The sequence below is a fragment of the Neisseria sp. HMSC065D04 genome (assembly GCF_001815675.1).
Classification (GTDB): domain Bacteria; phylum Pseudomonadota; class Gammaproteobacteria; order Burkholderiales; family Neisseriaceae; genus Neisseria.
Window position 1 is genome coordinate 11,401 of record NZ_KV821552.1, and the last position, 18,646, is coordinate 30,046.

At 52.6% G+C, this 18,646-nt stretch carries 19 protein-coding genes and 1 tRNA gene; 7 read left to right on the forward strand and 13 right to left on the reverse strand.

Features of this window, described 5'->3' with window-relative positions:
- Positions 1-142 precede the first annotated feature (142 nt).
- Both HMPREF3050_RS11585 and HMPREF3050_RS11590 read left to right on the forward strand, forming a co-directional pair.
- A complete protein-coding gene (locus HMPREF3050_RS11585; protein WP_070774889.1) occupies positions 143-994 on the forward strand; it encodes a DUF1853 family protein in 852 nt (283 codons plus the stop codon).
- Between the two features lie 71 nt (positions 995-1,065).
- Positions 1,066-2,325 (forward strand): RsmB/NOP family class I SAM-dependent RNA methyltransferase, encoded by a 1,260-nt coding sequence (locus tag HMPREF3050_RS11590; RefSeq protein WP_070774890.1) that lies wholly within the window; start codon positions 1,066-1,068, stop codon positions 2,323-2,325.
- Positions 2,326-2,553: 228 nt separating this feature from the next.
- Here HMPREF3050_RS11590 and trxA read toward each other — a convergent pair whose 3' ends face one another.
- The 8 genes from trxA to HMPREF3050_RS11630 form a co-directional block, all read right to left on the reverse strand.
- Positions 2,554-2,886: a thioredoxin TrxA gene (gene trxA, locus HMPREF3050_RS11595; protein WP_070774891.1), complete on the reverse strand. Its 333-nt coding sequence runs from the start codon at positions 2,884-2,886 to the stop codon at positions 2,554-2,556.
- 150 nt (positions 2,887-3,036) lie between these two features.
- Positions 3,037-4,584 carry an ABC transporter ATP-binding protein gene (locus HMPREF3050_RS11600; protein ID WP_070774892.1) on the reverse strand — a complete coding sequence of 516 codons (1,548 nt, stop codon included), beginning with the start codon at positions 4,582-4,584 and terminating at the stop codon, positions 3,037-3,039.
- 193 nt (positions 4,585-4,777) lie between these two features.
- The gene (locus tag HMPREF3050_RS11605) at positions 4,778-6,319 is read right to left on the reverse strand and encodes a fatty acid--CoA ligase (protein WP_070774893.1); all 1,542 of its coding nucleotides are present in this window, start codon (positions 6,317-6,319) and stop codon (positions 4,778-4,780) included.
- Positions 6,320-6,426: 107 nt separating this feature from the next.
- On the reverse strand, positions 6,427-7,473 hold the full coding sequence (locus HMPREF3050_RS11610) for an ABC transporter permease (protein WP_070774894.1): 1,047 nt from the start codon (positions 7,471-7,473) through the stop codon (positions 6,427-6,429).
- 27 nt (positions 7,474-7,500) lie between these two features.
- Positions 7,501-8,553, reverse strand: a complete 1,053-nt coding sequence (locus tag HMPREF3050_RS11615) for an ABC transporter permease subunit (RefSeq protein ID WP_060974814.1) — start codon at positions 8,551-8,553, stop codon at positions 7,501-7,503.
- Positions 8,554-8,696: 143 nt separating this feature from the next.
- A complete protein-coding gene (locus HMPREF3050_RS11620) occupies positions 8,697-9,626 on the reverse strand; it encodes a CobW family GTP-binding protein (protein WP_070774895.1) in 930 nt (309 codons plus the stop codon).
- Positions 9,614-10,090: a Fur family transcriptional regulator gene (locus tag HMPREF3050_RS11625; protein ID WP_003744587.1), complete on the reverse strand. Its 477-nt coding sequence runs from the start codon at positions 10,088-10,090 to the stop codon at positions 9,614-9,616. Before HMPREF3050_RS11625 ends, HMPREF3050_RS11620 begins: the two co-directional genes overlap by 13 nt.
- A gap of 133 nt (positions 10,091-10,223) precedes the next feature.
- Positions 10,224-11,051: an SDR family oxidoreductase gene (locus HMPREF3050_RS11630; protein WP_070774896.1), complete on the reverse strand. Its 828-nt coding sequence runs from the start codon at positions 11,049-11,051 to the stop codon at positions 10,224-10,226.
- A gap of 126 nt (positions 11,052-11,177) precedes the next feature.
- Between HMPREF3050_RS11630 and HMPREF3050_RS11635 the strand changes: the two genes are divergently transcribed.
- Positions 11,178-11,636, forward strand: a complete 459-nt coding sequence (locus tag HMPREF3050_RS11635; RefSeq protein ID WP_070774897.1) for a c-type cytochrome — start codon at positions 11,178-11,180, stop codon at positions 11,634-11,636.
- A gap of 232 nt (positions 11,637-11,868) precedes the next feature.
- Here the strand turns inward: HMPREF3050_RS11635 and HMPREF3050_RS11640 are convergent.
- A tRNA-Ser gene (locus HMPREF3050_RS11640) sits at positions 11,869-11,961 on the reverse strand.
- 165 nt (positions 11,962-12,126) lie between these two features.
- Between HMPREF3050_RS11640 and HMPREF3050_RS11645 the strand changes: the two genes are divergently transcribed.
- Together HMPREF3050_RS11645 and HMPREF3050_RS11650 are read left to right on the forward strand one after the other, a co-directional pair.
- Entirely contained in the window at positions 12,127-12,687 is a 561-nt protein-coding gene (locus HMPREF3050_RS11645; RefSeq protein ID WP_070774926.1) for a pseudouridine synthase, read from the forward strand.
- 131 nt (positions 12,688-12,818) lie between these two features.
- On the forward strand, positions 12,819-13,313 hold the full coding sequence (locus HMPREF3050_RS11650) for a hypothetical protein (protein WP_070774898.1): 495 nt from the start codon (positions 12,819-12,821) through the stop codon (positions 13,311-13,313).
- 99 nt (positions 13,314-13,412) lie between these two features.
- Here the strand turns inward: HMPREF3050_RS11650 and HMPREF3050_RS11655 are convergent, their stop codons facing one another.
- From HMPREF3050_RS11655 to HMPREF3050_RS11670, 4 genes are all read right to left on the reverse strand, one after another.
- Positions 13,413-14,219, reverse strand: coding sequence for a DUF4198 domain-containing protein (locus tag HMPREF3050_RS11655; RefSeq protein ID WP_009313193.1), 807 nt, complete (start codon positions 14,217-14,219; stop codon positions 13,413-13,415).
- Positions 14,220-14,356: 137 nt separating this feature from the next.
- The gene (locus HMPREF3050_RS11660; RefSeq protein ID WP_070774899.1) at positions 14,357-14,674 is read right to left on the reverse strand and encodes a DUF2322 family protein; all 318 of its coding nucleotides are present in this window, start codon (positions 14,672-14,674) and stop codon (positions 14,357-14,359) included.
- A gap of 253 nt (positions 14,675-14,927) precedes the next feature.
- Entirely contained in the window at positions 14,928-15,554 is a 627-nt protein-coding gene (gene upp / locus HMPREF3050_RS11665; protein ID WP_003744890.1) for a uracil phosphoribosyltransferase, read from the reverse strand.
- 162 nt (positions 15,555-15,716) lie between these two features.
- Positions 15,717-16,757, reverse strand: a complete 1,041-nt coding sequence (locus HMPREF3050_RS11670) for a Gfo/Idh/MocA family oxidoreductase (RefSeq protein WP_070774900.1) — start codon at positions 16,755-16,757, stop codon at positions 15,717-15,719.
- A 118-nt stretch (positions 16,758-16,875) separates the two neighbouring features.
- Between HMPREF3050_RS11670 and rbfA the strand changes: the two genes are divergently transcribed.
- The gene (gene rbfA / locus HMPREF3050_RS11675) at positions 16,876-17,247 is read left to right on the forward strand and encodes a 30S ribosome-binding factor RbfA (RefSeq protein ID WP_070774901.1); all 372 of its coding nucleotides are present in this window, start codon (positions 16,876-16,878) and stop codon (positions 17,245-17,247) included.
- A gap of 108 nt (positions 17,248-17,355) precedes the next feature.
- A complete protein-coding gene (gene truB, locus HMPREF3050_RS11680; protein WP_070774902.1) occupies positions 17,356-18,270 on the forward strand; it encodes a tRNA pseudouridine(55) synthase TruB in 915 nt (304 codons plus the stop codon).
- Positions 18,271-18,646: the final 376 nt, after the last annotated feature.

An 18,646-nucleotide genomic window follows, 5' to 3' on the forward strand; every position in this document is an offset into this window, starting at 1 on the left:
AACGCCGTACCGGTTTAAAGTTAATCCACTATATCTTGAAGGGGAAAAACAATTGCTGCCTAGACGGTACAGCGGCTTACAGGTTTCAACTTCATGCTCAATATTATAAAATCCATCACCTTCCCGACATCCGCACCGCCCCATGAACTACGCCCTAGATGCCCTATGGTGGAAACTCACCAACCCGTCCGTCCGCGCCCTCGCCACCCTGCTGACCGCTCCGCCGCTTTGGCAAAGCGGCTGCGAATTGAGCGTCCGCACACTATTGGGCGAACACGGCTTCCGCTATCTTTTGGATTTGGACGGCAATCCCTCCCCCTTAGACGACTATCTCGCCGAACACGCCCCCTTCGGCAACCGACTCGGCATCTACGCCGAACGCCTGCTCGTATTTTGGTTCGCCCATGCACCGCATACCGAGCTACACGCCTATAACCTGCCCGTATTTTCAGACGACCTCACGCAAGGCGCCGCCGATTTCATCGCCTCCATCAACGGCAAACCCTATCATATCGAACTGACCTGCAAATATTACGGCAGCGGCAGCGGCAAATCCGCAGACCTGTGCGGACTCAATTCCAAAGACACCCTCGCCGCCAAAGCCGCCAAACTGCCCCGCCAACTCGCCCTGCTTCAATCCCCCGAAGGCAGCGAAACCCTGCGGCAAAACCGTCTCCCCGACGCGCCGCAACCCGCCTCAATCATACGCGGTATCGGCTTTTTCCCAGTCGGCGCAGATTCCGCCGAAGCCCCGCTGAACCCATACTGCTGGCGCGGCGTCTTTATCCGAGATTGGTCGGCATATCCGACCACAGAGGGCGCACACTACCACCTCATCGACCGCATGGCATACCTTGCCCCCGCCCGCGTCACCGAGACGCAAACCCTTTCCGACCATGACGTCCGCCAAATCGAAAGCGGCTTAATCGCCAAACTCGAATTGCGCCCCGACGGCTTTTGGCATGAAATCGAACGCATCATGAAGGTCGTCTGAAACCCGATTCAACGTTTTCAGACGACCTTTCCAGTATAATCCAAGCCTTTCCCCCCGATTGCGAACCCACCATGACCCCGATCCAACTCGACCACACCGCCAAAGTCCTGGCCGAAATGCTGACTTTCAAACAGCCTGCCGATGCCGTTCTGTCCGCCTACTTCCGCGAACACAAAAAGCTCGGCAGGCAAGACCGCCACGAAATCGCCGAAACCGCCTTCGCCGCCCTGCGCCATTATCAAAAAATCAGTGCCATCCTGCGCCGCCCGCATGCCCAGCCGCGCAAAGCCGCGCTTGCCGCGCTCGTTCTCGGCAGAAGCACCAACATCAGCCAAATCAAAGACCTGCTCGACGAAGAAGAAACCGAGTTCCTCAGCAGCCTCAAAGCGCGTAAAACCGAATTTTCAGACGACCTCCATACCGCCGCCGAATTGCCGCAATGGCTGGTGGAGCAACTGCAAAAACATAACAGCGACGAAGAAATCCTCGCCTTCGGCCGCAGCACCAACCAAGCCGCGCCGCTCGACATCCGCGTCAACACGCTCAAAGGCAGACGCGACAAAGTGCTGCCCCTGATTCAAGCCGAAAGCCCCGATGCAGAAGCCACGCCCTATTCCCCTTGGGGCATCCGCCTGAAAAACAAAATTGCCCTCAACAAACACGAATTGTTTTTAGACGGTACGCTGGAAGTCCAAGACGAAGGCAGCCAGCTCCTCGCCCTGCTTGTCGGTGCCAAACGCGGCGAAATCATCGTCGATTTCTGCGCCGGCGCAGGCGGCAAAACCCTCGCCGTCGGCGCGCAAATGGCAAACAAAGGCAGAATCTACGCCTTCGACATCGCCGAAAAACGCCTTGCCAACCTCAAGCCCCGCATGACCCGCGCCGGACTGACCAATATCCACCCCGAACGCATCAGCAGCGAACACGACGGCCGCATCGCCCGCCTGACCGGCAAAGCCGACCGCGTTTTGGTCGATGCCCCCTGCTCCGGCTTAGGCACACTGCGCCGCAACCCAGACCTCAAATACCGCCAATCGCCCGAAACCGTCGCCAAACTTTTGGAACAGCAACACAGCATCCTCGATGCCGCCGCCAAACTGGTCAAACCGCAAGGCAGGCTGGTTTACGCCACTTGCAGCGTGTTGCCCGAAGAAAACGAAATGCAGGTCGAACGCTTTTTGGAAGAACACCCGGAATACGAACTGCTCGACTGCGCCGAGCTGCTCGCCGGTTTGAAAATCGATTTGGACACTGGCAAATACCTGCGCCTCGATTCGGCAAAACACCAAACCGACGGTTTCTTCGCCGCCGTTTTGCAACGCAAGGAATAAATGTTCAAACAAAGTGTCAACACATGAAAGGTCGTCTGAAAACCTGATACTAGGTTTTCAGACGACCTTTTTAGCGCAGATTAAAACGAATTTAATCGGGCAATGCCCGTTTGCCGAAATCCTCGAACGATAAAGAAGAGAACAGGTAAAGCATCCCGTTTCCCTAAAATCCAAACATACAAAAAGGTCGTCTGAACATTTTCAGACGACCTTTTGCGTTGTTGAAACTTAAGCCAAAGAAGCGTTTACAAATGCGGTTAACTGACCTTTTGCCAAAGCGCCGACTTTGGTGGCGACGTTTTCGCCGTTTTTGAACACCATCAGCGTCGGAATACCGCGCACGCCGAATTTGGCGGGGGTGGTTTCGTTGTCGTCGATGTTGATTTTAACGACTTTCAGACGACCTTCAAATTCGGCGGCGATGTCGTCCAAGATCGGAGCGATCATTTTGCAAGGGCCGCACCAAGGTGCCCAGAAGTCCAGCAATACGGGAACGTCGGATTTCAAAACGTCTTGTTCGAAATTTGCATCGGTGGTGTGGATAATCAGTTCGCTGCTCATGAGTTTTTCCTTTTTGTGTCAAATTGAATCAGATGTTGTGCAGGATAGGGCTTGGGGCTGAAAATTTCAAGTGTCGCAAAAGTGTAATAGCTTTTTTGTAAGGTTGCCATCGGGATTGGCTAATGTTTTTCAGACGACCTATCCGACAGTTCAGCCTGCCCTAAAGCTCATCAGATGGCGCGTGTAATCGCTGGAAGGGTTGGCAAATACAGTTTCGCAGCCTCCCTCTTCGACGACTTTGCCGTCTTTCAACACCATCACGCGGTGCGACAGGGCGCGGATGACGGCGAGGTCGTGGCTGATGATGATGAGGCTGAGACCGTGTTTTTTCTGCAAATCGGCGAGCAGCTCCAGAATCTGTTGCTGCCATTGTACGTCGAGCGCGCTGGTGGGTTCGTCCAAAACGAGGATTTTCGGGCGGACGATGATGGCACGGGCGATGGCGAGCCGCTGGCGTTGTCCGCCGGAAAAGGCGTGCGGATAGCGTTCGAGCGCGTCTTCGGGTAGCCCGACCTGCCGCAATACGTCTTGCACACGCTGCCGCATTTCTGCGCGGGACAAATCGGGTTCGTGGACGCGCAGGGCTTCGGAAACGATATTAAAGACGTTCATGCGCGGGTTGAATGCGCCAAACGGGTCTTGAAACACCATTTGGATGTCGCGCCTCGATTCGCGCGTCCAAGCTTCGCCGTTGATTTTCAGACGACCTTCCGCGTCGATAAGGTGCATCACGGCTTTTGCCAGCGTGGTTTTACCGCAGCCGCTTTCGCCGATGATGCCCAGCGTTTCGCCCGCTTTCAAATCGAAGGAAACCGGCTCCAGCAGGGTTTTGCTGCGTTTTTTGAACCAGCCCGCCGTTTCTTTGACGGCAACGGAAAGCTGCTCCGCCTGCAAGACGGTGGCGGGGTTGTCCGCCAAAGGCACAACCTTGCGCGCGGCACCGGCGTTCAACAGCATTTTCGTGTATTCGTGTTGCGGACGGGCAAACACTTCCGCCGCTGCACCTGTTTCAACAATGCGTCCGCCACGCATCACGGCGACGTCGTCTGCAAAGCGGCGGACAAGGTTCAGGTCGTGGGTGATGTAGAGCATGGTCATGTTGTGCGCCTGCTGCAAGCGCGCCAACAAATCGAGAATCTGCGCCTGCACGGCGACATCCAAGGCGGTGGTCGGTTCGTCGGCAATCAGGAGCTTGGGTTCGGCGGCAACCGCCATCGCAATCATCGCCCGCTGCCGCTGTCCGCCGGAAAGCTGGAAGGGATAGGCAAAGGCTTTCTGCTCCGGCTCGCGGATGCCGGTTTCCGCCAAGAGTTCGACCGCCCTCGCCCATGCCTGTTTTTTGTCCAAACCCAGATGCAGGGTCAGCACTTCGGCAATCTGCGCGCCGACGTGCATCACGGGGTTGAGCGCGGTCATCGGTTCTTGGAACACCATGCCGATTTCCCGCCCGCGCAGCTTTTGCAGGGCGCGTTCAGATTGGGTCAGCAAATCGTTGTCGCAAAATTTCAGACGACCGTCAAACGACACCAGCGGATTCAGCCGCATGATGCCCTGCGCCAACACGGTTTTACCGCTGCCGCTCTCGCCGACCAATGCCAGTTTCCTGCCGGTCTGTACGGTCAGGCTGACATCGTGCAGGACTTGCTTGCCGGGGAAAAAGGCGTTTAGGTTTTCAATTTCAAGGATGGGTTTCGTCATGGTATCGAGGTCGTCTGAAAACGGAAAACGGTTGGAATCAAATCGGCAATACCCGCCGCACGGGCAGAAATCTTTACGAAGCAATAAGCCAATATCTGATGATGAACAAAAAAAGCGCCCAGCAAACATCGGCTTTCTGCTTTTCAGACGACCTCTGATTCAAACCCGCAAACCGAGGTCGTCTGAACGCTTATTATTTCTGAAACTGCTCTTTCAACACCCGTTTCAACACTTTGCCCGTGGCGTTTTTCGGCAGTTCGTCTTTAAAGTAAATCTGTTTGGGGATTTTGAAATTCGCCAAATGTCCGCGCAAATGGGCGCGCACGTCGGCTTCGTCCAACGTTTCGCCGTCTTTGAGTTGGATAAAAGCGATGATTTCTTCGTCGGCGTATTGGTCTTTCACGCCGATGACGGCTGCGGCTTCGACGGCGTCGAGTTTGTAAATCGCCTCTTCGATTTCGCGCGGATAAACGTTTTGCCCTTTGGAAATAATCAGGTCTTTTTTGCGGTCGACGATAAAGATAAAGCCGTCTTCGTCTATCGTGACAAAATCGCCTGTTTTCAGCCAGCCGTTGACGATAGCTTCGTCCGTGGCATCGCGCATATTCAGGTAGCCCTGCATGACCGACCCGCCTTTGACGATGAGTTCGCCCACTTCGCCCGTCGGCACTTCGACCAATTCGTCGTTGACGGCTTTGACTTCCAATCCGGGCAAGGCGATACCGACGCTGCGGGCTTTTTGCCTTTCGGGCGTGTTGACAGCGACGACGGGCGAGCATTCGCTCAAGCCGTAGCCTTCCAAAAGCTTGGCACGCGGGAACTTCGCTTTAAAGTCAAGGATGGTTTGTTCCGCCAAAGGCGCGCCGCCGCTGATAAACAGACGGACGCGGTTGAACCATCTGAAATACCAAGGGATTTTCGCTTTGCTCATGGCAGTGTAAATCGCGGGCACGCCTAAAAATACGGTCGCGCGTTTGAATAAAACCTGTTTCAAAACATTGGAGAACGGGAAAACGGATTTCACCAAAATAATCGAACACGCCATATAAATCGGCAGCAACACCATGGCCGTCAGCGTAAAGCTGTGGAACATCGGCAGGAACACGACGAAGCGGTCGCGTTTGGTAATCTTAAAGATGCGCTCGATGCCTTCAAGGTTGGAGAACAGGTTGCCATAGCTGATCAATGCGCCTTTGGGGTGGCCTGTTGTGCCGGAAGTGTAAATAATATGCGCCAAATCATCGATTTTCGGTTGGCGGCTCAAATCGGGCGTACCCGAAAAACGGCGCGCTTCTTCAAAACGCACATCGGCTTCGTCCGCCGCTTTCGCCTCGCCTATCCAAATGATTTTCTCGACTCGGGTCTGTTTCTTCAGCCCCTTCAATTCTTTCTGCAAACCTGCCGAAGCAAACATAAACCGCGCTTTGCAGTCGTTCAAAATATACGCGTATTCGTTGTTTTTCAAAAACGTATTCATCGGTACGGCAACCGCGCCGATGGCGGAGACGGCAAAATAGGCGCTGATAAATTCCGGCGAATTGGATACCGCCAAAGCCACTTTGTCGCCGAACTTGACGCCCATATTTTGCAGATATGCGGCTACGGCATCGACTTCCCGCTTGAGTGCATGGTAGGTGGTTTTTTCTTTGTCGTTGAACACCGCAGTACCTTTGCCGTTTTTATGGCAGGCAGCGGACAGCATTTCGTAGAAATTTGTGTTGTGTGTTTGATTCATTGAAATTCTTTAAAAATGAAGTGAGTAAAATATTATAGAGGTCGTCTGAAACTTCTAAAGGCGCGGGTCGCGCATTGATGTACGCCCGCAAAGACTCCGTGCTTATACTATCCCCTAGCGCGCACGTCAAACGCCTGACGCAAGCCCTCGCCTATCATCACCAGCAAAAGCAGCATAACCGTCAGCGTACCGACGGTGGACAAGCCTATCCACCAAGCGTCCAAGTTGTCCTTGCCCTGCGCCAAGAGTTCGCCCAAGCTCGCCTGCGACGCGGGAACGCCCAAACCGAGGAAATCCAAGCTGGTCAGCGCAAGCACCGCGCCGGAGATACGGAAAGGCAGAAACGCCAATACGGGCGTCAGGCTGTTGGGCAGGATGTGCCGCCACATAATCGCGCGGTTGCCCACGCCCATCGAACGCGCCGCCAAAACGTAATCTGCCTGACGGTTTTTCAAAAATTCGGCGCGGACGTAGTCCGACAGCCCCATCCAGCCGAACAACGACAGCAACACCAGCAATATCAGCAAACTAGGATTAAAAAACGAAGACAAGATAATCAGCAAATAAAGTTCCGGCATCCCGCCCCAGATTTCGATAAAACGCTGCATCAAAAGGTCGGTCTTGCCACCGAAATAACCCTGCACCGCGCCGGTGATCACGCCGATTACGGTCGTTACCAAAGTCAGCGCAAGGGCAAACAGCAGAGAATCGCGGAATCCGTAAACCAAACGCGCCAAGACATCGCGACCACGGTCGTCCGTGCCGAGCAAGTGCCTTTCGGACGGACTTGCAGGGTCGGGCTGCGTGTCGAAATCATTGAGCGTGTCGGCATCGTAGGGATTGGGCAGATAAACGGCGTAATTTCCGTTTGACGTGATGTTGCCGCGTATCAGCGGGTCGAGGTAATCGGCAGGCGTATCGAAATCGCCGCCGAACACAGTTTCGTTGTATTCGTTTACCAGCGGAAAATAATATTCGCCCTGATAACGTATCCACAAGGGTTTGTCGTTGCTCCACAAAGGCGCAAGCAGCGCGACGGCGAACAAAACGGCTAAAATCCGCAGCGCGAACCAGCCGCGTTTGTGTTGCTTGAAGGCCTGCCAAGTGGGATTTGAGGTGTGTGTTTTCATGGTTTGGAAAGGTTTATCAGTCATGATTCGGAAACATATTTTTCAGACGACCTATTTCTGTCCGCCGAAATGAATGCGCGGATCGACCCACGAATAAGAAATATCCGACACCAATTTCGCCAGCAAACCCATCAACGTGAACACATACAGCGTCCCCATCACCACCGGATAATCGCGCTTCATCACCGCCTCGTAGGAAAGCAGCCCCAGCCCGTCGAGCGAGAACAAGGTTTCAATCAGCAGGCTGCCGGTGAAAAACGCGCCGATAAAGGCAGCGGGAAAGCCGGTAATCAGCGGAATCATCGCGTTGCGGAAAACGTGTTTCCACAAAATCTGCTTTTCCGGCAAACCCTTGGCGCGGGCGGTATAAACATATTGGCGGCGGATTTCTTCAAGAAACACGTTTTTCGTCAACACCGTCGTTACCGCCAGACTGCCCGCCACCGAAGCCGTAATCGGCAGCGCCATGTGCCACAGATAATCCTTGATTTTGCCTGCCCACGACAACGTGTCAAAATCATCGCCGACCAAACCGCCCTGCGGAAACCACGCAAAAAAGCTGCCGCCGCCAAACAACACCAGCAGCACCAAACCCAACACAAACGGCGGTATGGTATAACCGACCAGCACCACCATCCCCGTTACCGCATCAAAACGGCTGCCGTCACGCACCGCCTTGGCAATGCCCAATGGGATACAAATCAGATAAGTCAGGAAAAACGTCCACAAGCCCAAACTCATCGACACCGGCATTTTCTGTTTGACCAGCTCGAACACGGTTTCATGATGGAAAAAACTATTGCCCAAATCAAAACGGGCAAACCGCCACACCATATCCGCAAACCGCGTCAGCGGCGGCTTGTCGAAACCGTACAGCGCATTCAAAGCCGCCAAATCTTCCGGACTGATGCGGTTGCCGTTTTTCATAATGTTGCCCGCCGTCGCATTCGCCGTCTCGCCGCTGACCGCACCATGCGTCAACTGCTGCACCATCTGCTCCACCGGCCCGCCCGGCACGAATTGGATAACGGCAAAAGTAATCGCCAAAATCCCCAACAGCGTGGGGATTAAGAGTAATAGGCGGTGGAGGATGTAACGGTACATGCTTGGGGTATTCCTCTATTTGGGTTTTAAGGTCGTCTGAAAGACCATTATTGCTTTATATTCTTCTGATATTTGAACCAATAGACTTCACTATCGCTTGGGTCGTCTGAAAATTGCTGCGGCAAACTTTCAGACGACCTTGCTTATTTCTCTAAAGCCTCTTGCAGTTTCTTCTCAATCAAATCCGCGTCAAACGATTTGGCAATCAGCTCGAAGCGCGAGTCGCGGCGCCATGAGACTTGGTTGGCGCCCCATTGCCCGTCCACCCAGTTGAGCCACACCCATGTGCCGAGCACTTGGAACACGCCTTTGGCGCGGACGAGGCCGTCTGTGAATTTGGTCAGGTCGTTGAAGAAATTGGTCAATTTTTCGCCGTCGAAATCGCGTCCGGCGGGGAAAGTAAAACCTTGCGACTGGAAGCCCATGGTGTTGTCCGGTAGGGCTTTGAGGCGGTAACGTGATTTTTCGACTACGGGGATGTCCAGCCATTGGATGTCGAGCTGTGCGTTTTGGACTTCGACCACTTTGGCTTTGGGCGGAAACAGTTTTGCCGCTTTGTCGTGAAATTCGGCAAGCTGTTCGGGGGTGCATAAATCGGTTTTGCTGGCGACCAATACGTCGCAGATGCCGATTTGGTCTTTATACAACGCCTGCTGCGCGTAATCGGGGTTGATGAACTGGCGCGGATCAACAACAGTAAAGACTGCGCCGATTTCCAGAAGACTATCCAGCGGTTTGGCTTTCAATTCGTCGATGACGCTGGCGGCGTGCGCCAGTCCGCTTGCCTCAATCATCAGGCGGTCGGGCTTGGCGTCGCGCAGCATTTTCTGTACGGTTACGCCCATTTGCGGGCCGGCGGTGCAACACAAACAGCCGCCGGCGATTTCTGCCACGGGGATACCGTTGTCGCTCAATACGGCACCGTCAATACCGATTTCTCCAAACTCATTGACGATGATGACCCATTTCTCGTTCGGGTCTTTCTGTTCCATCAGGCTTTTAAGCGCAGTGGTTTTGCCTGTTCCCAGAAAACCTGAAATCAGGTGGACTTTGGTTTTTTTCACTTCTGACATTTTTTACAGATTCCAGTTAAAACAACGTGTTCTTCTTTCAGCGCAAAGCCGCTTTCGGCAACGCCTGCGCGCAGTGCCGCCCATTCGTGGCTCAGGGTTTGTTCGTCCGCCGTGCCGCATTCGGTGCAGACCAAAATAAACGCGCTATGGTGCGCTTCGGCTTCTTCGTGGTCGTGGCAATGGTCGTCGCACTCGTGCTGCGCGTGGCTGCACAAAATATAGCCGTTAACCGCCGCCACTTTGTGCAAAACGCCCTGCTCCGCCCAAAAATCAAGGGCGCGGTAGGCCGTCGGCGGCGCAACCACGCCCTCGCTCTGCTGCTGCATCTGCGACAAGACGTTGTAGGCTTTAATCACGCCGCTTTGCTGCAAAACGATATCGAGCACCTGCTCGCGCAAAGCGGTTACCTGTACGCCGTCACGGCGTGCCTGTTCGAGGATTTTTTGTTTGATTGCGTGTTTCATAAAGGCTTTCAGACGACCTTAAAATTCTGAACGGAGAGGATTACATTATAACGTGTTTATGTAAGATGCAGATATTCGGAGGTCGTCTGAAACCGAGCGCCACCGTTCAGACGACCCATCCCATCCAATCTGCCTATTTGAACCACGACTTAATCCGTGCAAACAAAGACATACTCTGTTTCTCGAAACTCTCCGCCTGTGCGGGCACGGGCAGCGTATTGCGGATCACTTTCATACCGGCAAACGTTTGGGCGACGGGCATGATTTCGATGGAATTGACATTCATGTGCGCCGGACGCTGATAGAGCCACAAAGCCGTATCCGCAATGTCTTGCGGACGGATGGCTTCGACGTTTTCATAAACCTTTTCCGCCCGCTCGTCATCGCCCTTGAAGCGGACGTTGGAAAACTCGGTACCGCCGCACAAACCCGGCTCGATGTTGGTGACGCGGATGTTTTTATCCGCCAATTCCGCGCGCAGGTTCATGCTGAACTGGCGCACAAACGCCTTGGTCGCGCCGTACACGTTGCTGCCCTCGTAGGCATAGCTGCCGGCAATCGAACCCAAATTCATGATATAGCCTTGCTTGCGCTCCGCCATTTGCGGCAGGATTTGGCGCGTTAGGAAAGTCAGACCGACGATATTCGTTTGAATCATGGTTTCCCAATCGCCGAAATCTGCTTTGTCCGCCGTTTCCAAACCCAACGCCAACCCGGCGTTGTTGATCAGGCAATCGATTTCGGCAAAATTTTCAGGCAGGCTGTCGAGCGCGTTGCGTATCGACTCGGTACGCGAAACGTCCATTTCCAAAGGATAAAACCGCTCGCCCAATTCGGCCGCCAATGCCTGCAGTTTCTCGCCGCGCCGTGCCGCGCCGATAACGGAATAACCGGCCTGTACAAACGTGCGGCACATCGCCTCGCCGAAACCCGCTGAAGCGCCGGTAACCAAAATCGCCATAACTATTTCCTTTCTTTTCTCGTTTTGTAAACCCATTTCAGGTATGATTGCAACTTTTCAGACGACCTCTTCGGACGTTGTCTGAAAAATATGAATAACAAAATACTATCACAGGACACCAAAGCCATGAATACCAAACTCTTCTCAGCGGCGCTGCTCGCTGCCCTGACCCTTGCCGCCTGCGGTGGCGGCGCACCCGCGCAACCCAAAGGTCCGATCTCCGAAGACCGTACCACCGCGTTCAAATCCATGATGCCCGAGTTCTCCAGCATGGGCAAAATGGTAAAAGGCGAAGAGCCTTACGACGTGGAAAAATTCAAGCAGGCTGCGGCAACTTTTGCCGAAACCAGCAAAAAACCTTTCACCTTCTTCCAATCTGACGACAAAGGCAATGGCCGCGCCCTGCCTGCGGTTTGGTCTGATGCGGCTAAATTCAAAGCCGAAGAGGACAAATTCGCCGCAGCCGTTGAAAAACTGAACGCCGCCGCGCAAACCGGCAAGCTGGAAGAAATCAAAGCCGCTTACAGCGAAACCGGCGCAAGCTGCAAATCCTGCCACGACACCTTCCGCGCTCCGGAAGAATAAGCCGCTGCACTGACATACAAAAAGGTCGTCTGAAATCCGGTTTCAGACGACCTTTTTTTGATTTTTAATGATTGCCGTGCTTAATAATCGGTTTCAACGGCAATCCAACCTGCGCGCAAACGCTTTCATGTTCCGTAAACGTCAAGTTTGACGGTTTGCCTGTCAGTTATCCTTGTTTTCACAAAAACGCTAAAAAGAAAACCCGTCGGATAATCGACGGGTTTTCGTATGATGGCGGAGTAAGAGGGATTCGAACCCTCGATGCAGGTTGACCCCACATGCTTCCTTAGCAGGGAAGTGCCTTCAGCCTCTCAGCCATTACTCCTAAGGAAGTGCGTAATATACTGGTTTGGCTCGGGCGTGTCAAGCCGGGCTTCAGGGTATTTTTTAACCGTATGAAATCATTTGTATAAAATATAAAGAAGCGTGAAATTGTAGCCCGTATACGGCGGCTGGTACAATTCATGCTTGGTTTCAGGATGTGATGAAAATGAATGATTTAATCGTATTGAACAAGCCTTATGGCGTGATTTGCCAGTTTTCGGCGCATGAAAAGTATGGGTGTTTGAAAGATTATGTGTCGCTGCCGGACTTTTATCCGGCGGGACGTTTGGATACGGACAGCGAGGGTTTGCTGCTACTGACGAACGACGGGCGTTTGCAGGCGCGGATTGCAGATCCTAAGTTTAAGCTGGAGAAAACTTATTGGGCGCAGGTGGAAGGTTCGCCTGACGAAGCGAAGTTGGATATGCTGCGGCGCGGTGTGGATTTGGGAGATTTTGTCACGCGTCCGGCAAAGGTCCGCGTGTTGGAAGCGGGCGAAGCGGATGTTTTGTGTCCGCGCGTACCGCCTATCCGCGTGCGCAAGTCCGTGCCTGATTTTTGGGTGGAAATTCGGATTTCGGAAGGAAAAAACCGGCAAGTCAGGCGGATGACGGCTAAGGCGGGTTTTCCGTGCCTGCGTTTGGTCAGAGTGGCGATAGGTCGTCTGAATCTATTCGATTTGGGCTTGGCGCTTGGGCAATGGACGTTTGCGCCGCATAAGCCTTGATTAAGATCATTAAAATTAATATTAATAATAAAATACTAATTCATGAGATTATCTGATAAAATATTAAATATTATTATTTATATTTAATATTTATTTTTGTGAAATTTGAAATCACTACCTGAGGTCATGAAATGTCAGAACATACTACGCTGATTATTAATTGGAAAGGTCCATATTCATACGATGATATTACTAACAATCCAGAGTTGAGAAATGGATTGTATCTTGCGGCAGGCAAACAAAAATATGAAAGAGGTGATAATTCCATCCAATATTGTGGGATTACGGAAGGAAATTTCTCCTCAAGATTTAGGAATCATCATAAACTCCCACTTATTACAAGAGAACAGGAATTTTGGTTAGGAACAGTGGTTGTGCCAGCAAATGCGAGCCGTTATTATCTTGAAATGGCTGAAGCCCTGATTATTTATTTCTGGCAACCCTCTTTAAACGAAAAGAAAAAAATTTCTCCGCCTAAATCAACAACAGTAATAAATTATTGGTTCACAAAAGACGGACAGCCTAGATTTAGACAACGAGCTATTTATAAAGATTTACCAGATGTTCTATCATGGGATACAGAACATTGGAGAACAGGTAACCTAACTGTTTACACAGATTACTAAAATTTTATTTCTCAAAAATATCTTAATTTTAAAATATAGATAAAAAGGTCGTCTGAAAACCCTGCAATATGGTTTTCAGACGACCTTTGTTATTGGATATTAATGATGCGTATGACCGATTTGGAAGGTCAGGGTGGTGTAGTTCGCCTGTTTTTGGCACACGCTTTGATCGGGGAAATCGGCTTTGTGTTCTACGCTGGCTTTCCAGAAGCCTTGACGCAGGGGGATGATGCTGACTTCGCCTTTGTCGTCCGTGGTATCGGAGAAGGCTTGGGCTTCGGTTTTGTGGGTTTTGCTGCGGTCGCTGGTGTCAAAACCGTCAAATGTGGCGGTAACGGTGGCGTTCGGCAGCGGCTCGCCGTTGAAAAGGACGCGGACTTTGAAGCGTTCGCCGACGTGGACGTTGGCGGGGTTGTCCAGCGGAACGATTTCCAGATGTTGTCCGACTTGCTTGGTGATGACAGCGGTGTCTGCGCTTTCGTGTCCGACGTTGACGATGTTTTTACCGAACATTCGGGTTTGTTCGCAATAGCTGGCGTCAGGCATTTCTTTGATGCTCGCCTGTTTCCAGCCTGCGCTGTTTTTAGACCAGAAGGTCGGTTGGTATTCGGCAGTAACGAGGTAGCTGCCGTCTTTGACAGGGAGTTTGCTGCGGTACTGGTAGTTGTACGTCCCTTTTTGAATCAGATTTTCTTTGCCTTTTTCGGTAATCAGCTGCATGGGCTTGCTGAAAATGTGCAGGCGGTCTTTGGCAATGGGTTCGAGTTCGGGGAACTCGCCGTAGCCCAATTCGGCTTGCAGGTATTCGCCGCCGTGTGTATGGGCGGTTTCGACCCAGACGCGGTGTGCTTGGGCGGTTGTGCTGAACAGGAGCGCGGATGCGATGAACAATGCGGTTTTTTTCATGGGTTCTCCAAATGTATCGGGTAGAAATTTGATTGGTTATAATATAACAATTTTATTTATAACGAAACGGTTTCATGAAAAAAGGTCGTCTGAAAACAGGATTTCTGTTTTCAGACGACCTTTCGCTTAGCTGATGTTTAAGCGTTAACCGGCTTTAGAAGCAATCTGAGGTTTTCGTTTTTCACTTGCAACAGCAAATCGATATTGGGATGTTTGCCCGGATTGGCTTGCGCGTCGGCAACATGTTCGGCAAACCAATCCAAACCCTGTGCAGCGGCGGTGGCATCGAGTTTACCGCCGAAATTCAATGCCAAAGCGTTGTAGAGTTTCAGCGAGCCTTGCTTGCCGGGCTCGTTTGGGATGTGATGGATGGCTTTGCCTTGTGCGTCGAGGATGTCGAGTCCGCTCAAATGACCGATGTCGGGCATGGCGGCGAGGTTGTCTTGGAAGCTCATGGTTGTCCTTTCTAACATGGGATTTTCAACGAAAAATACCTTGTATAGTGGATTAACTTTAAACCAGTACGGCGTTGCCTCGCCTTAGCTCAAAGAGAACGATTCTCTAAGGTGCTGAAGTACCAAGTGAATCGGTTCCGTACTATCTGTACTGTCTGCGGCTTCGTCACCTTGTCCTGATTTAAAGTTACTCCACTATAAAAAGGTCGTCTGAAACCCATACATTCAGTTTCAGACGACCTCAAATCACGAATCAGCGTGTACCGAAAATCTTATCGCCCGCATCGCCCAAGCCGGGGATGATGTAGCCGTTTTCGTTCAGATGGCTGTCGAGGGCGGCGGTGTAGATGGTGACGTCGGGATGCGCTTCATTGACGGCTTTGACGCCTTCGGGCGCGGCAACGAGTACCAACGCTTTGATATTTTTGCAGCCTTTCGCCTTCAACAGGTCGATGGTAGCCACCATAGAACCGCCGGTCGCGAGCATGGGGTCGATAATCAGCGCGGGGCGTTCGTCCATGCTGTCCACGAATTTTTCAAAATAGGAAACGGGTTTGAGCGTTTCTTCGTCGCGCTGCAATCCGACCACGCTGATTTTGGCAGTCGGAATCAGGTCGAGCACGCCGTCGAGCATACCCAAACCGGCACGCAAAATCGGGACGACGGTCAAGGTTTTGCCCTTGATGCGGTCGCCTTCGATTTGACCGCACCAGCCGTCGATAATGTATTTTTCAATTTCAAAATCACGGCTGGCTTCGTAAGCCATCAGGCGCGCCAGCTCGGTAGTGAGGGTGCGGAATTTGTAAGTGCTGCAATCGGCCTCGCGCATGAGCGTGAGTTTGTGGCGGACAAGGGGGTGATTGATAACGGTTACGTTCATTTGGCAGGCCTCGGATTGTTTTTGAATGGGTGTGATTATACTTTTTTTTATAACGAAACAAAATAAAGGATACGCAACGGCGGCTTATTTTCTGCGATCTTCAGGCTTACGTTTCCCCAATGGTTTTGCCCCACTCTTCTATCTGGCGGTTTAAACCGCTCCCTACACCTTCACCCGACACCCCGATTTCGCGCTTTCATATACTTTTTCCAGCAGCCCCAGCACATCCGCCACTTGGCGCGGCTGCACCGCTGCGGGAGATTTGCCTTGCAGCGCGTCATAAAGGTTTTCATAAAACGCCGCATAATTGCCACTGACGCTTTCGATTTTTTTGCGGACAACCGCCCCATCGATTTCCGTATGCAGGATGCCCCATTCGTCTTGCGGCTCACGGTTCCACGCCCCGACGGGTTGCGCGCCGCCGAGCAGCAGGGCTTCTTGGTTGTCGGCGTTTTGTTTGACGTATGAACCGCGTTTGCCGTGCAAGGTCATGAACGGCAAAGGTTCGCGGGCATATTTGCTTGCGGTCAGGGCGACTTTTTTGCCGTCGGCGTAATAGAGCGCGATATAGAAATTGTCGTCGCTGACTGCTCCTTCATGCTGATAGCGCACGTCGGCATAAAGCTCGTCGGGCATCCCGAAAATATCGACCGCCATATCCATGAGGTGCGAACCCAAATCGTACACCAGCCCTACGCCCGCCTCGCCGGTTTCCTTCCAGCGTTTTTTGTTCAAGGCAGCCGCATAACGCTCGAAACGAAACTCTGCATCCACAATTTCGCCCAAAAGGTCGTCTGAAAGCAGTTTTTTGGCGGTCAGCGGCGCGCTGTCCCAACGGCGGTTTTGGTAAACAGTCAGCAATACGCCCTGCCGCTCGGCAAGTTCCGCCAGTTCCAAGGCTTGCACCGCCGTGGCGCACAACGGTTTTTCCACCACCACATTTTTACCCGCACGCAAAGCCTGAGCGGCAAAATCGAAATGCGTCTGGTTCGGCGTGGTCACGACCACCAAATCGACATCGTCGGTAAGCAACTCCTCAAACGAACGCACGATCTGCGCCTGCGGCAGGACTTCCTGCGCCCTATTGCCGCTGCGTTCAAACACACGCACGACTTCAAACCGCGCATCCGCACGCCAAAACGGCAGATGGAACACCTGCGCCGACATGCCGAACCCCGCCAATCCGATTTTGATTTTCCGCATAGCCAAACTCCTTTCCAGACGACCTCAAATTGCCGTATATCCGTTATAATACCGCATTTATTTCACACAGGCCGTCTGAAAACAAAGTTGAAACGGCCGCCGCCGTTTAAGGAAAACCATGAGAAAACCGCAACGCGGCTATGCCCGCCAAGACCGTGTCAAAGAACAAATCATGCGCGAACTGGCCGAGCTGGTCCACACCGGCCTGAAAGACCCGCGCGCAGGCTTCATCACCATCAACGAAGTCGAAGTCACCCGCGATTACAGCCACGCCACCGTGTTCTACACCGTCCTCGACGACAGCACCCGCAACATCACCGAAGAAGCCTTGGAACACGCCAAAGGTCATTTGCGCAGCGAGCTGGCGAAACGCATCAAACTCTTCAAAACGCCCGAACTGCACTTCAAATACGACGAATCGCTCGAACGCGGCATGAGCATTTCCAGCCTCATCGACCAAGTGGCGGCGGAAAAGCCGGTGGAAGATTAAAGGTAAAGGTCGTCCGAAAACGCCGCAGTCAAAGCGCGAACCTGTTTTCAGACGACCTTTTGCAATCTTTCCCACCCATACAACTGCCACTTACCCTTCCCCATCATCATGACCGCCAAACCCGCCAAACGCCCCGTCAACGGCATCCTCCTGCTCGACAAGCCTGAAGGACTTTCCAGCAACACCGCCCTGCAAAAAACCCGCCGTCTCTACAACGCCGAGAAAGCGGGGCATACCGGCGTGCTCGATCCTTTGGCGACCGGACTTTTACCCGTCTGCTTCGGCGAAGCAACCAAGTTCGCCCAATATCTGCTGGATGCCGACAAAGCCTACACCGCCACGCTGAAACTCGGCGAAGCCAGCAGCACCGGCGATGCCGAAGGCGAAATCATCGCCACCGCCCGCGCCGATATTTCCTTAGCCGAATTTCAGACGGCCTGCCAAGCCCTGACAGGCAACATCCGCCAAGTGCCGCCGATGTTTTCCGCCCTCAAACACGAAGGCAAACCGCTGTACGAATACGCCCGTAAAGGCATCGTCATCGAACGCAAACCGCGCGACATCACCATTTACGCCATTGATATTACCGAGTTTGACGCGCCCAAAGCCGTCATCGACGTACGTTGCAGCAAAGGCACCTACATCCGCACCCTCAGCGAAGACATCGCCAAACACATCGGCACATTCGCCCACCTGACCGCCCTGCGCCGCACCGAAACCGCCGGTTTCACCATCCGCGAAAGCCACACGCTCGACGCCTTGGCAGCATTAGACGAAACCGAACGCGACGCCCTGCTCCTGCCTTGCGACGTTTTAGTGCGGCACCTCCCCAAAATCGAACTGAACGACCGCGCCGTAGCCATGCTCAAATGCGGCCAGCGCCCGCAGTTTACCGAAGACATCCCCGCCGACCAGCCCATCCGCGTTTACGACAGAAACGGAACATTTATCGGCTTGGTGGAATACCAAAAAGAAATCGGCCGCCTCAAAGCCCTGCGGCTGATGAACACGGCGAAAGAATGAATGGTTTGATGATTAAGTGAAAATATAGAAAAGGTCGTCTGAAAACACGGAAACCGGTTTTCAGACAACCTTTTTTTTGCAAACTATGTTTTGGTTGCCAGCCGGTCTAGAAAAAATAACGCGATGTAGTGTGGGCTTTGCCCACGAAGATGATAAGTAAAAAAGCTGCCGAAACTTTCTCTATTATCCGCGGACAAAGCCCACGCTATGGGTTTCAACCGACCATAGTGCAATGAATGCAAAACAGGTCGTCTGAAAACGTACAACTCCTGTTTCAGACGACCTCTTACCCATAAAAAACCGCAGGGATAAACCTGCGGTTTGCTGTTATAAAGTCGTAGCGTGGGCTTTGCCCACGAAGATGATAAGTAAAAAA

What these genes read in the sequence shown, in the direction of transcription:
- HMPREF3050_RS11670 (WP_070774900.1), bottom strand. Translation starts at nt 16,757, where the DNA reads ATGCGGAAAATCAAAATCGGATTGGCGGGGTTCGGCATGTCGGCGCAG.
- upp (WP_003744890.1), bottom strand. Translation starts at nt 15,554, where the DNA reads ATGAACGTAACCGTTATCAATCACCCCCTTGTCCGCCACAAACTCACG.
- HMPREF3050_RS11585 (WP_070774889.1), top strand. Translation starts at nt 143, where the DNA reads ATGAACTACGCCCTAGATGCCCTATGGTGGAAACTCACCAACCCGTCC.
- HMPREF3050_RS11630 (WP_070774896.1), bottom strand. Translation starts at nt 11,051, where the DNA reads ATGGCGATTTTGGTTACCGGCGCTTCAGCGGGTTTCGGCGAGGCGATG.
- HMPREF3050_RS11650 (WP_070774898.1), top strand. Translation starts at nt 12,819, where the DNA reads ATGTCAGAACATACTACGCTGATTATTAATTGGAAAGGTCCATATTCA.
- HMPREF3050_RS11605 (WP_070774893.1), bottom strand. Translation starts at nt 6,319, where the DNA reads ATGAATCAAACACACAACACAAATTTCTACGAAATGCTGTCCGCTGCC.
- trxA (WP_070774891.1), bottom strand. Translation starts at nt 2,886, where the DNA reads ATGAGCAGCGAACTGATTATCCACACCACCGATGCAAATTTCGAACAA.
- HMPREF3050_RS11625 (WP_003744587.1), bottom strand. Translation starts at nt 10,090, where the DNA reads ATGAAACACGCAATCAAACAAAAAATCCTCGAACAGGCACGCCGTGAC.
- HMPREF3050_RS11590 (WP_070774890.1), top strand. Translation starts at nt 1,066, where the DNA reads ATGACCCCGATCCAACTCGACCACACCGCCAAAGTCCTGGCCGAAATG.
- HMPREF3050_RS11655 (WP_009313193.1), bottom strand. Translation starts at nt 14,219, where the DNA reads ATGAAAAAAACCGCATTGTTCATCGCATCCGCGCTCCTGTTCAGCACA.
- HMPREF3050_RS11635 (WP_070774897.1), top strand. Translation starts at nt 11,178, where the DNA reads ATGAATACCAAACTCTTCTCAGCGGCGCTGCTCGCTGCCCTGACCCTT.
- HMPREF3050_RS11660 (WP_070774899.1), bottom strand. Translation starts at nt 14,674, where the DNA reads ATGAGCTTCCAAGACAACCTCGCCGCCATGCCCGACATCGGTCATTTG.
- HMPREF3050_RS11600 (WP_070774892.1), bottom strand. Translation starts at nt 4,584, where the DNA reads ATGACGAAACCCATCCTTGAAATTGAAAACCTAAACGCCTTTTTCCCC.
- HMPREF3050_RS11645 (WP_070774926.1), top strand. Translation starts at nt 12,127, where the DNA reads ATGAATGATTTAATCGTATTGAACAAGCCTTATGGCGTGATTTGCCAG.
- HMPREF3050_RS11620 (WP_070774895.1), bottom strand. Translation starts at nt 9,626, where the DNA reads ATGTCAGAAGTGAAAAAAACCAAAGTCCACCTGATTTCAGGTTTTCTG.
- HMPREF3050_RS11615 (WP_060974814.1), bottom strand. Translation starts at nt 8,553, where the DNA reads ATGTACCGTTACATCCTCCACCGCCTATTACTCTTAATCCCCACGCTG.
- rbfA (WP_070774901.1), top strand. Translation starts at nt 16,876, where the DNA reads ATGAGAAAACCGCAACGCGGCTATGCCCGCCAAGACCGTGTCAAAGAA.
- HMPREF3050_RS11610 (WP_070774894.1), bottom strand. Translation starts at nt 7,473, where the DNA reads ATGACTGATAAACCTTTCCAAACCATGAAAACACACACCTCAAATCCC.
- truB (WP_070774902.1), top strand. Translation starts at nt 17,356, where the DNA reads ATGACCGCCAAACCCGCCAAACGCCCCGTCAACGGCATCCTCCTGCTC.